The sequence below is a fragment of the Streptomyces roseirectus genome, from assembly GCF_014489635.1.
Lineage (GTDB): Bacteria > Actinomycetota > Actinomycetes > Streptomycetales > Streptomycetaceae > Streptomyces > Streptomyces roseirectus.
This window is the reverse complement of sequence record NZ_CP060828.1, coordinates 730736-744017: the sequence shown is the minus strand read 5'-3', so window position 1 is coordinate 744017 and position 13282 is coordinate 730736. Positions and strand designations below refer to the sequence as shown.

Here is a 13282-nt window from a genome sequence, read left to right as displayed (position 1 = left end):
ACCGTCTGCGGCATCCTGCGCGACATGCAGACGGAGCTGAGCAACCAACTGGGAGTCGAGCACGCCCTCTTCGGCTTCACGCCGTTCCCCGCCGTCGCCGCGGCGATCAGCCGGGCCGGCGGGTTCGGCGTGCTCGGCGCGGTCCGCTACACCGCCCCCGACGACCTCAAACGCGACCTGGACTGGCTCGACGCGCACGCGGACGGCCGCCCGTACGGCCTGGACGTCGTCATGCCGGCGAAGAAGGTGGAAGGCGTCACCGAGGCCGACGTCGAGGCGATGATCCCCGAGGGGCACCGCCAGTTCGTGCGGGACACCCTCGCCAAACACGGTGTGCCCGAACTCGCCGAGGGTGAGGCGTCCGGCTGGCGCATCACCGGCTGGATGGAACAGGTCGCCCGCACCCAGCTCGACGTCGCCTTCGACTACCCGATCGGGCTCCTCGCCAACGCGCTGGGCTCGCCCCCCGCCGACGTCGTCGACCGCGCGCACGGCAAGGGCGTCAAGGTCGCCGCGCTCGCCGGGAGCGCCCGGCACGCGCGCAAGCACCGGGACGCGGGCATCGACATCGTCGTCGCGCAGGGCTACGAGGCCGGCGGGCACACCGGGGAGATCGCCTCGATGGTGCTGACCCCGGAGGTCGTCGAGGCCGTCGATCCGCTGCCGGTGCTCGCCGCCGGCGGGATCGGCAGCGGCGCGCAGGTCGCCGCCGCGCTCGCGCTCGGCGCGCAGGGCGCCTGGCTCGGCTCGCTGTGGCTCACCACGGCCGAGGCGGACCTGCACTCGGCGGCCGTCACCCGCAAACTCCTCGCCGCCGGGTCCGGGGACACCGTCCGCTCCCGTGCCCTCACCGGGAAACCGGCCCGCCAGTTGCGCACCGAGTGGACCGACGCGTGGGACGACCCGGCCGGTCCCGGCACCCTGCCCATGCCGTTGCAGGGCCTCTTGGTCGCCGAGGCGCTGTCGCGGATCCAGAAGTACGAGGTCGAGCCGCTGCTCGGCACCCCCGTCGGGCAGATCGTCGGGCGGATGAACGAGGTCCGTAGCGTCCAGGCGGTCGTCGACGACCTCACCCGCGGCTTCGAGAGGGCCGTGGACCGGATGAACCGGATCGCCGGAAGGAGCGGCCCCCGATGACCAGCGGATTCTGGGCCCAGGCCACCGAACACCCCGACCGTACCGTCCTCGTCGCCCCCGACGGCGAGGAGTGGACCGCCGGACGTCTGCACGCCGAGGCCAACCGGCTCGTCCACGGGCTGCGCGCGGCCGGACTCGAACGCGGCGACGCCTTCGCCGTCGTCCTGCCCAACTCCCCCCAGTTCATCGCCACTTACCTCGCCGCCACCCAGGCCGGTTTCTATCTGGTGCCGGTCAACCACCACTTCGTCGCCCCCGAGATCGCCTGGATCCTCGCCGACTGCGGCGCGAAGGTCCTCATCGCCCACGAACGGTTCGCCTCCGACGCGGCCCGCGCCGCCGACGAGGCCGGCCTCCCGGCGGACCACCGCTACGCCCTCGGTGACATCGACGGCTTCCGCCCGTACGCCGAACTCCTCGACGGGCAACCGGAGTCGGCGCCGCCCGAGCGCACGCTCGGCTGGGTCATGAACTACACGTCCGGCACGACGGGACGCCCGCGCGGCATCCGCCGCCCGCTGCCCGGCAAGCTCCCCGAGGAGACCTACCTGGGCGGCTTCCTGGCCTTCTTCGGCATCCAGCCCTTCGGCGACAACGTCCACCTGGTGTGCTCGCCGCTCTACCACACGGCCGTCCTCCAGTTCGCGGGCGCGTCCCTGCACATCGGGCACCGGCTGGTGATGATGGACAAGTGGACGCCGGAGGAGATGCTGCGCCTGATGGACCGTCACAAGTGCACGCACACCCACATGGTGCCCACCCAGTTCCACCGCCTCCTCGCCCTCCCCGAGGACGTCCGGGCGCGCTACGACGTGTCGGCCATGCGGCACGCCGTCCACGGCGCCGCCCCCTGCCCGGAGCACGTGAAGCGGGCGATGATCGAGTGGTGGGGCGAGTGCGTCGAGGAGTACTACGCGGCCAGCGAGGGCGGCGGGGCGTTCGCGAGCGCCGAGGACTGGCTGAAGAAGCCCGGCACGGTCGGAAAAGCCTGGCCCATCAGCGAGTTGGCCATCTTCGACGACGACGGCAACCGGCTGCCGCCGGGGCGACTCGGCACGGTGTACCTGAAGATGAACACGGGCGGGTTCGCCTACCACAAGGACGAGCAGAAGACCCGCAAGAACCGCATCGGTGACTTCTTCACCGTCGGCGACCTCGGACTCCTCGACGAGGACGGTTATTTGTTCCTGCGCGACCGCAAGATCGACCTCATCATCTCCGGCGGCGTCAACATCTACCCTGCCGAGATCGAGGCGGCCCTCCTCGCCCACCCGGCCGTCGCGGACGCCGCCGTCTTCGGGATCCCCCACGACGACTGGGGCGAGGAGGTCAAGGCGGTCGTCGAACCGGCACCCGGATTCACCCCCGGACCGGATCTGACCGCCGCCCTCCTCGCCCACTGCGCCGGACACCTCGCCGGCTACAAACGGCCCAGGAGCCTCGACTTCATCGCCGAGCTGCCCCGCGACCCCAACGGCAAGCTCTACAAACGCCGTCTGCGGGAGCCGTACCTGGCCGGCTCAGGAGTGGACACGGACCGTCCGCAGCACGGGTGACGCCTTGACGTCCTTCTCGCAGAACCGCGCCGTCACCCACCGCTCCCGCGCGTACAGGCGCGTCTGGTCGGCGTAGTGCGGTGAACTCGGGTTCGAGGACTGCGAGTAGGACAGCAAGGTCCGTGCCACCGGGCACCCGCTCGCGTCCCAGCCGACGGCCTGGATGTGGCTGGACCCCATCGACACCTCGGGGTAACCGCCCCCGGCCGGGTTCCACGACGCCTCGATCTTGTTCCACACGCCCAGGCTCTCGGTCCCGCCGGAGATGGGGATCCGCTTGCCGTCGCGGACGACGAACTGGTGCGCGCCGAGCGGGGAGTTCAGCGGGATGCCCGCCGCCCGCAGCTCGCTCACCGCGTCCGCGAGAGCCGTCGCGAAGGCCGGGCTGTCGGTGTTCAGGGTGTGCGGCGTGTTCACCGGGTCGGCCGCCGAGAACGGCACTTTCCAGCGCTGGGCGGGCAGCTTCCGCCAGAACCGGTCGAAGAGCAGCGCGCCCCTGCTGCCGGTGTCCATCGTCCGGTCCCAGGCCGCGAGGACCCCGCACGCCTCGGAGACGTCGACTGCCGTGCCGTTGCTGCCGGTTGCCGTTCCGCCCGGCAGCGCCGCGCACGCCGTCGCCGTGTCGGCCGCCGCCAGGTCACCGGCCGGGACGCGGTTCGCGAACTGCTGCGCCTGAAGGTCCCGCACGGTCAGCTTTCCGCGCTCCGCGAGCGCCGCCACGTCCTGCAAAGCACCCCGCGTCCGCAGGCTCCGCTGCGTGCCGACCGTCCCGAAGATCCGCTCGTAACCGGTCAGCGGCTTCGCGGCGTTGGTGAGCCAGGCGCTGTCGTTGGAGTTCTCCACGTACGGGGCGTCCGCCAGCGTCGGCATGCTCGCCGGGCCGAAGATGCCGGGCTGCGCGGCGTCGGGGTCGCTGCCCGGCGCGCACGCGGCGCGCGAGCCGTCCAGGACCGCGAGACCGGCCGCCGGGTACGTCGCCGAACCCAGGGGCGTCGAGCAGGTCGCGGCCAGGTCGCCCGTGATCCGGGGCAGCACCTGCGACTGCGTGAACAGGGTGTGCCCGGCGGAGTCGGCGGCGATCGTGTTGACCCAGGGCAGGCCCTGGTGGCGGGCGAGGGCCGCGGCGACCCCGGCCGTGTCCCGGGCCTTGCCGAAGCCCAACGAGGTGTCCGCGAACCGGAACTGGGCCGCGTTCGGGTCGTTCAGCGCGAACGCCGTCGCCGTGGTCCACGGCAGCGGGAGCCCGGAGCCCGAGGGGGCGACGACAGGGCCGTACCGCGTCCACCACTGGGTGCGCGTCACCGGCGCGCCGTCCTTCACCGCGACCGTGACCGTGCGCTCGGTCATGCGCTCCGGTGTGCCGTCCACCAGGTAGACCGTCGGGTCGGACGGGTCCAGGGTGAGCTGGGTCAGGTTGAACGGGACGCCCGTGGCGACGGTGTGGCTCCACGCGACGTGCGCGTTGTAGCCGATGGAGACCGTCGGCAGGCCGAGCAACGAGCCGCCCGCGACGTCCAGTTGACCCGGGATCGTCTGGTGCGACTGCCAGAACCGGCGTCCGCCGTGCCACGGGTAGTGCGGGTTGCCCAGCAGCAGACCGCGGCCGTTCGCCGTGGTGTCCCCGCGGAACGCGACCGCGTTCGAGCCCATCGCGGCGTCGGCGGCGCGCCGCTCGACGACGCGGATCAGGGCCCGCGGATCGGCCTTCGCGGCGGGGGTGCCGGCGGTGGGCGGCTGGGCCGAGGTGATCGCGTCGACGTGGTCGCCGTGGCCGCCGAGGACCGACAGGGCGTAGAAGCGGGCGGCGACGTCGGTCGCGGTGACCGGGCGGACCCAGGGCGCGTCCGCGCACGCCGGGTCGGTGATCCGGTTCTGCGCGAGCCACGCGTTGTAGCCGGCCGCGAACCCCGACATCAGGTCCTTCGCCTGGCGGCTCGGGCCGCGCGGCGCCGGCTCGGCGAGCAGCTTCTCGACCGTGCCCGTGTCCCGGACGCCCCGGAAGTACAGGTCACTTGAGAGGTTCGTGGTCGCCGCCGACAGCGACCGGTCGGCCGTCGGGCCGGGGCCGAAGTGGCGGGAGCGCTCGCCCTTCACGGTCACGAAACCGTCGGCGAGCACGCACACCTGGTCGGCGGCCTGCGCCCAGCCGGTGCCGAAGCCCAGGTCCGCGTAGCTCTTCGCGGTGATGTGCGGGATGCCGTACTCGGTGTAGCGGACGACCGCCGACAACCGGCCCGAGGAGAGGGTGTCCTGACGGCTCTGCGACTGTGCCGCCGCCGCGGGAAGAACCGTCGCCCCGGTGAACAGGGCGACGGCCGCGACGGTCAGCCGTCTGAGGCGGGTGCGCATCGTGCCTCCCAACATCGTTGATGGAAAGGGACGTTGAGCCTATCAACGGGTAAATGGTGCGTCAGGAACTTCCCGGATCCGCCGCACTGCCCCGCTCCCCGCCCACCTCCGTCTCGTACGCCAGCAGCGTGTCCACGAACAGCCGCCGCTCCAGCGGTGTCAACGGCGCGAGCACCCGCCGCCACGCCGCCGCGCCCGGCGCGAGCCACGCGGAGATCGCCGGCTCGTGCTCGGGGGACAGGGCGACGATCCGACGGCGCCGGTCGCGCTCGTCCTCGCGGCGCTCCAGGACACCCTTGCGGCTCAGATCACCGATCAGGAGGCTGGCGGTCGTCGGGGCGACGCCGAGCCGCGCCGCCAGTTCGTTGACCGTCATCGGGCCGTCGAACAGCAGGTACGACAGCAGGGAGAGGTGCCGGGGCGCGAGCGACAGCGACCGCAGCGCCTCGGGCACCGGCAGCTTCTTGGCCCGGCCGACCAGACGGGGCATGAGCAGCAGCAGCTCGCGGACGGCCGGATCGACGGCGCGCTCCTCGCCCGGATCGACGGCGCGCTCCCCGTCCGGATTCTTCGCGTCCGGATTCTTTTCGCTGGAGGGCATGGACAGGCGGCTCCTCTTCCTTTACCTTTGAGGTCAAAGCTAATTTGTCTGGCAAGGTAATGCGGCGGCCATCGTACGCATGCCGCCCACGGGAAGGGGACACGCAGTGCCGCACTACACCGTTCACCTCCGGGAGGACGCCCTCACGGGCCGCGAACCGCAGCTCATCACCGCCCTCACCGACGCCGTCGGCTCCGTCTTCGGCCCCGACTTCGGCAAACTCGTCGGCGTCGACCTGATCGGCCTCCCGCCCCACCGCCGGGCCACCGGCGGCCTGCCCCAGACCGGCCCCGCGCCGCAGGTGACGCTGAGCATGAGAGAGGCCGCCTACACCCACCCCGCCGTCCCCGAAGCGCCGCAGCGCCTGATCGGCGCGATCACCGACGCCGTCGCCGGAGTCCTGGGCGAGGAGACACGGCAGGAGACCCTGGTGACCCTGGTGGGCGTGCCGGAGGGCCGGACGGGGGTGGGCGGCCGACTGGTGTGACAGCGGCCCGACTTGACCGGCCGACCCGGCCCGCCCAGGATCACCCCCATGACGTCCGGACAACCCAGCACCACGGTCGACGGGGTGCTCAGGCGCACTGCCACCCGTACCCCGGCGCGCGTCGCGGTGGAGTACCGCGACCGCACCTGGACCTACCAGGAACTCGACGACGCCGTCTCCCGCGCGGCGGCCGTCCTCCTCGCCGAGGGCCTGGAGAAGGGGGACCGGGTCGGCGCCTACGGCCACAACTCCGACGCCTACCTCATCGCGTTCCTCGCCTGCGCCCGGGCGGGACTGGTCCACGTCCCGGTGAACCAGAACCTCACCGGCACGGACCTCGCCTACCTGATCGGCCAGTCCGGCAGCGCCCTCGTCCTCACCGACCCCGACCTCGCCGACCGGCTCCCGGACGGCACGAGACACCTGCCGCTGAGGGACACCGACGGCTCCCTCCTGGACCGGCTCACCACGACACCCCCGTACGACGGAGCGGAGGCGCGCACCGAAGACCTGGCCCAACTGCTCTACACGTCCGGGACGACCGCCCTCCCCAAGGGCGCGATGATGTCCCACCGCGCGCTGGTCCACGAGTACCTGAGCGCGATCGCGGCACTGGACCTGAGCGCCGGGGACCGGCCCGTGCACTCGCTGCCGCTGTACCACTCGGCCCAGACGCACGTGTTCCTGCTCCCCTACCTCGCGGTCGGCGCGACCAACGTCATCGTCGACGCGCCCGACGGTGACCACCTCTTCGACCTGATCGAGGCCGGCCGGGCGGACAGCCTGTTCGCGCCGCCCACCGTGTGGATCGCTCTCGCCAACCGGCCGGACTTCGCGACCCGGGACCTCAGCGGGCTGCGCAAGGCGTACTACGGGGCCTCGGTCATGCCGGTCCCGGTTCTGGAACGGCTGAAGGAACGGCTTCCGAAACTCGGCTTCTACAACTGCTTCGGACAGAGCGAGATCGGCCCGCTCGCGATGGTCCTCGCGCCCGACGAGCACAAGGGCCGGATGGACTCCTGCGGGCGGACGGTCCTGTTCGTGGACGCGAAAGTCGTCGACGAGAACGGGGCGGAGGTGGCCGACGGGACCGCCGGGGAGATCGTGTACCGCTCGCCGCAACTGTGCGACGGCTACTGGGACAAGCCCGAGGAGAGTGCCGAGGCGTTCAGGGACGGCTGGTTCCACTCCGGGGACCTCGCCGTACGGGACGCGCACGGCTACTACACGATCGTCGACCGCGTGAAGGACGTCATCAACACCGGCGGCGTCCTCGTCGCCTCCCGGCAGGTCGAGGACGCCCTCTACACCCACGACCAGGTCGCCGAGGTCGCCGTGATCGGGCTGCCGGACGACAAGTGGATCGAGGCGATCACCGCCGTCGTCGTCCCCCGGGGCGACGTCACCGAGGCCGAACTCCTCGCCCACGCCCGGGAGAAGCTGGACCACTTCAAGGCGCCGAAGCGGATCGTCTTCGCCGGGGAACTGCCGCGCAACGCCAGCGGGAAGATCCTCAAGCGCGAGCTGAGGGACAGGCTCAGCGGGGCCTGAGGTCCACGATTCTGCGGATCTTGCCGACCGACCGCTCCAGGGTCTCGGGGTCGACGACCTCCACGCTCACCGTGACGCCGATCCCGTCCTTCACGGCCGCCGTGATCGCCGCCTCCGCCGCCCGCCGGTCCTCGGGAGCCGCGTCGGGACGGGCCTCGGCGCGGACGGTCAGCGCGTCGAGGCGGCCCTCGCGGGTCAGCCGCAGCTGGAAGTGCGGGGCGACCCCCGGCGTGCGCAGCACGATCTCCTCGATCTGCGTGGGGAACAGGTTCACCCCGCGCAGGATCACCAGGTCGTCGCTGCGCCCGGTCACCTTCGCCATCCGGCGGAACACCCGGGCCGTCCCCGGCAGCAGCCGCGTCAGATCACGGGTGCGGTAGCGGACGACCGGCATCGCCTCCTTCGTCAGCGAGGTGAACACCAGCTCGCCCTCCTCGCCGTCCGGCAGCACCTCACCCGTCACCGGGTCGACGACCTCCGGATAGAAGTGGTCCTCCCAGATGTGCGGCCCGTCCTTCGTCTCCACGCACTCCTGCGCCACCCCCGGCCCCATCACCTCCGACAGCCCGTAGATGTCCACCGCGTCGATCCCGAACCGCCCCTCGATCTCCCGCCGCATCTCCTCCGTCCACGGCTCCGCCCCGAACACCCCCACCTCCAGCGAGGTCGACCGCGGATCGACGCCCTGCCGCTCGAACTCGTCGAGGAGCGTCAGCATGTACGACGGCGTCACCATGATGATCCGCGGCCCCAGATCCCGGATCAGCTGAACCTGCCGGCTCGTCACACCCCCCGACGCCGGGACGACCGTGCAGCCGAGCCGTTCCGCCCCGTAGTGCGCGCCGAGCCCGCCGGTGAACAGCCCGTACCCGTACGCCACATGGACGACGTCCCCCGGCCGCCCGCCCGCCGCTCGGATCGACCGGGCCACCAGATCCGCCCACCGGTCCAGATCACCCTGCGTGTACCCGACGACGGTCGGCACCCCCGTCGTCCCGCTGGACGCGTGGATCCGCCGCACCCGCTCCCGCTCCACCGCGAACATCCCGTACGGATAGTTCGCCCGCAGATCCGCCTTGACCGTGAACGGGAACCGCGCGAGATCCGCCAGCGTCTCGCAGTCCTGCGGCCGTACCCCGGCCTTGTCGAAGGCGGCCCGGTAGAACGGCACGTTCTCGTACGCGTGCCGCAACGACCACCGCAGCCGCTCCACCTGAGTGGCCCGCAGCTCCTCGACGCCCATCAGCTCACCGGAGTCCAGCACCGGCCTCACCTCCGGTCACACGATCGACGCTCCGCCCCACCCGAAGCAAGGGCTCCGACACCCGCCCACCTGTTTCTCACCACACCCATGACCAGGACAACCCCCGCCGCCCATAACCCGATGACCCACAGCCCGCCGGGAGGAGAAGATCACCCCATGCCGACCTTCACCGCCCTCGACGGAACCGAACTCGCCTACCACGTACGGGGCGAGGGCCCACCCTTGATCGTCCTGCCCGGCGGCCCGATGGTCGCCTCCGCCTACCTGGGCGACCTCGGCGGCCTGACCGCCCACCGCACTCTGTTCTTCCTCGACCTGCGCGGCACCGGCGACTCCGCGACCCCGGCCGACCCGTCGACGTACCGCTGCGACCGCCAGGTGGACGACGTCGAAGCGCTCCGCGCCCACCTCGCCCTCGACCGCGTCGACCTGCTGGGCCACTCGGCCGCCGGAAACCTCGCCCTCCTGTACGCCGCCCGCCACCCCACCCGCGTCGCCCGCCTCGCCCTGATCGCCGTCACACCCCGCGCCCTCGGCCTGCACGCCACCGACGAGGACCACCTCACCGCCGCGCGGCTGCGCGAAGGCGAGGACTGGTTCGAGGAGGCGTACGCGCACCTGACGGCCGTCCAGGCGGGCGAGCGCGCCTTCGACCTCGAAGCGGTCGGGGGCTTCGTCTACGGTCGCTGGGACGAGGCGGCCCGCGCCCACCTCGCCCTCATGGAGGCCCTGACGAACGACGAGGCGTCCGACCTCTTCCACGCCCCCGACGCCTACGACCCCCCGGCCACGCTGAAAGCCCTGGCCCGCCTCGACGCCCCCGTCCTCCTCCTCTCCGGCGAACGCGACGGCGCCCCCAGCCCGGCCCTCACGCACCGCGCCGCCGCCCTCCTCCCGCGCGCCGAGGCCATCGTGCAGCCCGGCGCCGGGCACCTGCCGTGGATCGACGACCCCGAGCGGTTCGTGCGGGGCGTCAACGGGTTTCTGCGGTCGGCAGAGTGACCCGGACCGGCGGGACGGCCCCGGGTAGCGTCCCCGGCATGGACACCGTCAAGGCCAACGGCATCACGCTCGCCTACCGAGCCTGGGGCCCCGAGGACGCCCCGCCCGTCGTCCTGCTGCACGCCCGGGGCACGGACGGCGCGGACTGGACGCGGGTCGCCGAGCGGCTGGCCGCCCGGCCGCGCCGGGTGTACGCCCCCGACCTGCGCGGACACGGACGCAGCGACTGGCCGGGCGCGTACGGGTACGAGGCGATGCGCGACGACGTCCACGGGTTCCTCGGCGCCCTCGGGCTCGCCCGCGCCGACGTCGTCGGACACTCGCTGGGCGGCGTCGTCGCCTGCCTCCTCGCGCAGGAACACCCGGGTGCCGTACGGAGGTTGGTGCTGGAGGACGTGCCGGTGACCGTCCCCCTCGACCCGCCCCGTCCACCCGCCGAACGCCCTCAGGGGCACCTGCCCTACGACTGGGCGATGATCACCGCGACCGACGCCCAGCGCAACGCCCCCGACCCCGCCTGGCGGGAGGGCACGGCACGGATCACCGCGCCGGTCCTGCTCATCGGGGGCGGCCCGAGCAGCGTGATCCCGCAGGCGCAGGTCGCCCAACTCGCGGGACTGCTGCCCGACGCACGCCATGTCACCGTCGACGCCGGGCACTTGGTGCACGAGAGGCGGCCGGAGGAGTTCCTGGCGCACGTCGAGGACTTCCTGCGCTGACGATCGCCGACTTCCCGCGTCCACCTGTTCGCTAGCGGCGGTCCGCCTCCACCGCCACCTCCCGCGCCCACCGATAGTCCGCCTTCCCGCTCGGCGACCGCCGGATCGTGTCGGCGATCACCAGCTGGCGCGGCACCTTGTACCCGGCGAGGCTGCCCCGGCAGTGCGCCTGCACGGCGTCGAGTGTCAACGCGGGCGCCCCGGAGCGGAGTTGGACGACGGCCGCGACATGGCTGCCCCAGGTCGCGTCGGGCACCCCGGCCACCAGCGCGTCGTACACGTCCGGATGCGCCTTGAGCGCCTGCTCGACCTCCTCCGGATACACCTTCTCCCCGCCCGTGTTGATGCACTGCGACCCCCGCCCGAGGACCACGACGACCCCGTCCGCGTCGACGGTCGCCATGTCGCCCAGCAGCACCCAGCGCTCCCCGTCGCGCGCGAAGAACGTCTCGGCGGTCTTCGCGGGGTCGTTGTAGTAGCCGAGCGGCACGTGCCCGCGCTGCGCGACCCGCCCCACCTCGCCGGGCGCGACGGGCTCGTGGGTCGCCGGATCCACCACGCAAGTACGGGAGTTGACCTGGACGCGGAAGCCCCGCTCGGGCCCGGAGTCGTCCGTGGCCGTACCGTTGAAACCGGACTCGGACGACCCGAAGTTGTTGAGCAGCATGGTGTTCGGGAGGAGTTCACGGAACCGGCGCCGGACGGAGTCCGAGAGGACCGCGCCGGACGAGGAGACGCTGAACAGCGACGAGCAGTCGGTGCCGCGCAGCGGACCCTCCAGGGCGTCGATGAGCGGACGCAGCATCGCGTCGCCGACCAGCGAGATCGCGTTCACACGCTCCTTCGCGACCGTCCGCAGCACCTCCTCGGGCACGAACTTGCGGTGCAGCACGACCCGTTGGCCGTAGTTGAAGCCGATGAACGCGGTCAGCGTCGACGTGCCGTGCATGAGCGGGGGAGTGGGGAAGAAGGTGATGCCCGACCCCCCGGCGGCCACCCGCTCGGCCAGCTCCTCCGGCTTCTTCACCGGCTCGCCGGTCGGCGCGCCCCCGCCCATCCCCGAGAAGAACAGGTCCTCCTGACGCCACATCACCCCCTTGGGCATCCCGGTCGTGCCCCCGGTGTAGATGATGAACACGTCGTCCGCCGACCGCGCCGGGAACCCGCGCTCCGCCGACCCCTCGGCGTCCGCGAACGCGACCCCCGCCTCCCCGCCCCCGACCCGCAGGAGATGCCGCACCCCCGGCACCCGGGGCAGCACCGCGCGCACCCGGTCCTCGAACTCCCCGTCGAAGACCAGCCCGACGAGGTCGGCGTCCCGGTACAGGTACACCAACTCGTCCTCGACATACCGGTAGTTGACGTTCACCGGCACCAGCCGCGCCTTCAGACAGCCCAGCGCCGCCTGGAGGTATTCGACCCCGTTGTAGAGATGCAGCCCGACATGCTCGCCCGGCCGGAACCCCCGGTCCAGCAGGTGGTGGCCGATCCGGTTGGCGGCGGCGTCCAACTCCGCGTACGTGAGCCGCAGTTCGGCGCCGGTCCCCGGATGGTCGACATACACGAGCGCTTCGCGGTCCGCTGCGGCGTCCACGACCGACTCGAACAGGTCGGCAAGGTTGTACTCCACCGCTCCTCCTCACCTCGGCTCGCCGGTCATCAGAGCAAAGGCGGCGGCAACTGGGAAGGCTCACGGCAGACAAATCTGACTGCCTGTCAGAAAGTCGCCGGTCGCCCCTTGAAGTGCCCACCTGCCTCCTGCAACCTGTTGCACCCAAGGACCGGCAGGGGAGAGCGCCATGAGCGGAACGGAACACCTCACAGTCCGGCGCGAGGGCGCCACCCTCGTGCTCACCCTCGACCGCCCGGAAGCGAAGAACGCCCTGTCGCTGCCCATGCTGGTCGGCCTGTACGACGGCTGGACCGAGGCCGACGCCGACGACAGCATCCGCTCGATCGTCCTCACCGGCGCGGGCGGCACCTTCTGCGCCGGCATGGACCTCAAGGCCCTCGCCGGCCAAGGCATCGACGGCGAGCACTACCGCCACCGCCTGAAGGCCGACCCCGACCTGCACTGGAAGGCGATGCTGCGCCACCACCGCCCCCGCAAGCCGGTCATCGCCGCCGTCGAGGGCCACTGCGTCGCGGGCGGCACCGAAATGCTCCAGGGCACCGACATCCGCGTCGCCGGCGAGTCCGCGACCTTCGGCCTCTACGAGGTGAGACGCGGCCTCTTCCCCATCGGCGGGTCGACGGTCCGCCTGCAACGGCAGATCCCCCGCACCCACGCCCTGGAGATGCTGCTCACCGGACGCCCCTACAGCGCCCCCGAAGCCGCCGCGATCGGCCTCATCGGACACGTCGTCCCCGACGGCACCGCCCTCGACAAGGCCCTGGAGATCGCCGAACTCGTCAACACCTGCGGCCCGCTCGCCGTCGAGGCCGTCAAGGCGTCCGTGTACGAGACCGCCGAACTCACCGAGACCGAGGGCCTGGCCGCCGAACTCAAGCGCGGCTGGCCGGTGTTCGCGACGGAAGACGCCCAGGAAGGCACCCGCGCCTTCGCCGAGAAACGCACCCCCGTCTACAAGCGGGCCTGACCGAAGGAGCCACCCC

At 72.1% G+C, this 13282-nt stretch carries 11 protein-coding genes; 7 read left to right on the top strand and 4 right to left on the bottom strand.

Annotated elements, in window-relative coordinates; translation table 11 throughout:
* Window positions 1-24: 24 nt before the first annotated feature.
* Together IAG44_RS02900 and IAG44_RS02895 are read left to right on the top strand one after the other, a co-directional pair.
* Complete coding sequence (locus IAG44_RS02900) at window positions 25-1137, top strand: NAD(P)H-dependent flavin oxidoreductase (protein WP_187745564.1); 1113 nt, start codon at window positions 25-27, stop codon at window positions 1135-1137.
* Window positions 1134-2693: an acyl-CoA synthetase gene (locus IAG44_RS02895; RefSeq protein ID WP_187745563.1), complete on the top strand. Its 1560-nt coding sequence runs from the start codon at window positions 1134-1136 to the stop codon at window positions 2691-2693. Before IAG44_RS02900 ends, IAG44_RS02895 begins: the two co-directional genes overlap by 4 nt.
* On the opposite strand, the gene IAG44_RS02890 is transcribed toward IAG44_RS02895, so the two are convergent.
* The gene (locus IAG44_RS02890) at window positions 2658-5042 is read right to left on the bottom strand and encodes a penicillin acylase family protein (protein WP_187745562.1); all 2385 of its coding nucleotides are present in this window, start codon (window positions 5040-5042) and stop codon (window positions 2658-2660) included. The two genes, IAG44_RS02895 and IAG44_RS02890, sit on opposite strands and share 36 nt — an antisense overlap.
* A 61-nt stretch (window positions 5043-5103) precedes the next feature.
* Window positions 5104-5532, bottom strand: coding sequence for a MarR family winged helix-turn-helix transcriptional regulator (locus IAG44_RS02885; RefSeq protein WP_187752466.1), 429 nt, complete (start codon window positions 5530-5532; stop codon window positions 5104-5106).
* A 217-nt stretch (window positions 5533-5749) separates the two neighbouring features.
* Between IAG44_RS02885 and IAG44_RS02880 the strand changes: the two genes are divergently transcribed.
* Window positions 5750-6130, top strand: a complete 381-nt coding sequence (locus IAG44_RS02880; protein WP_187745561.1) for a hypothetical protein — start codon at window positions 5750-5752, stop codon at window positions 6128-6130.
* Between the two features lie 48 nt (window positions 6131-6178).
* Window positions 6179-7681: an acyl-CoA synthetase gene (locus IAG44_RS02875; protein WP_187745560.1), complete on the top strand. Its 1503-nt coding sequence runs from the start codon at window positions 6179-6181 to the stop codon at window positions 7679-7681.
* Here the strand turns inward: IAG44_RS02875 and paaK are convergent.
* Window positions 7668-8924, bottom strand: a complete 1257-nt coding sequence (paaK, locus tag IAG44_RS02870; RefSeq protein WP_187752465.1) for a phenylacetate--CoA ligase PaaK — start codon at window positions 8922-8924, stop codon at window positions 7668-7670. The genes IAG44_RS02875 and paaK overlap by 14 nt on opposite strands.
* Window positions 8925-9101: 177 nt before the next feature.
* On the opposite strand from paaK, the gene IAG44_RS02865 reads away from it, so the two are divergent.
* Window positions 9102-9947: an alpha/beta fold hydrolase gene (locus IAG44_RS02865; protein ID WP_187745559.1), complete on the top strand. Its 846-nt coding sequence runs from the start codon at window positions 9102-9104 to the stop codon at window positions 9945-9947.
* A gap of 38 nt (window positions 9948-9985) precedes the next feature.
* Window positions 9986-10666: an alpha/beta fold hydrolase gene (locus IAG44_RS02860; RefSeq protein WP_187745558.1), complete on the top strand. Its 681-nt coding sequence runs from the start codon at window positions 9986-9988 to the stop codon at window positions 10664-10666.
* 31 nt (window positions 10667-10697) lie between these two features.
* On the opposite strand, the gene IAG44_RS02855 is transcribed toward IAG44_RS02860, so the two are convergent.
* Entirely contained in the window at window positions 10698-12296 is a 1599-nt protein-coding gene (locus IAG44_RS02855) for an acyl-CoA synthetase (RefSeq protein WP_187745557.1), read from the bottom strand.
* Window positions 12297-12465: 169 nt separating this feature from the next.
* On the opposite strand from IAG44_RS02855, the gene IAG44_RS02850 reads away from it, so the two are divergent.
* Complete coding sequence (locus IAG44_RS02850) at window positions 12466-13266, top strand: crotonase/enoyl-CoA hydratase family protein (RefSeq protein WP_187745556.1); 801 nt, start codon at window positions 12466-12468, stop codon at window positions 13264-13266.
* Window positions 13267-13282: the final 16 nt, after the last annotated feature.

Coding starts and splice junctions, on each gene's coding strand:
- IAG44_RS02900 (WP_187745564.1), top strand. CDS start 25: ATGCAGACGGAGCTGAGCAACCAACTGGGAGTCGAGCACGCCCTCTTC.
- IAG44_RS02895 (WP_187745563.1), top strand. CDS start 1,134: ATGACCAGCGGATTCTGGGCCCAGGCCACCGAACACCCCGACCGTACC.
- IAG44_RS02890 (WP_187745562.1), bottom strand. CDS start 5,042: ATGCGCACCCGCCTCAGACGGCTGACCGTCGCGGCCGTCGCCCTGTTC.
- IAG44_RS02885 (WP_187752466.1), bottom strand. CDS start 5,532: ATGCCCCGTCTGGTCGGCCGGGCCAAGAAGCTGCCGGTGCCCGAGGCG.
- IAG44_RS02875 (WP_187745560.1), top strand. CDS start 6,179: ATGACGTCCGGACAACCCAGCACCACGGTCGACGGGGTGCTCAGGCGC.
- paaK (WP_187752465.1), bottom strand. CDS start 8,924: ATGGGCGTCGAGGAGCTGCGGGCCACTCAGGTGGAGCGGCTGCGGTGG.
- IAG44_RS02865 (WP_187745559.1), top strand. CDS start 9,102: ATGCCGACCTTCACCGCCCTCGACGGAACCGAACTCGCCTACCACGTA.
- IAG44_RS02860 (WP_187745558.1), top strand. CDS start 9,986: ATGGACACCGTCAAGGCCAACGGCATCACGCTCGCCTACCGAGCCTGG.
- IAG44_RS02850 (WP_187745556.1), top strand. CDS start 12,466: ATGAGCGGAACGGAACACCTCACAGTCCGGCGCGAGGGCGCCACCCTC.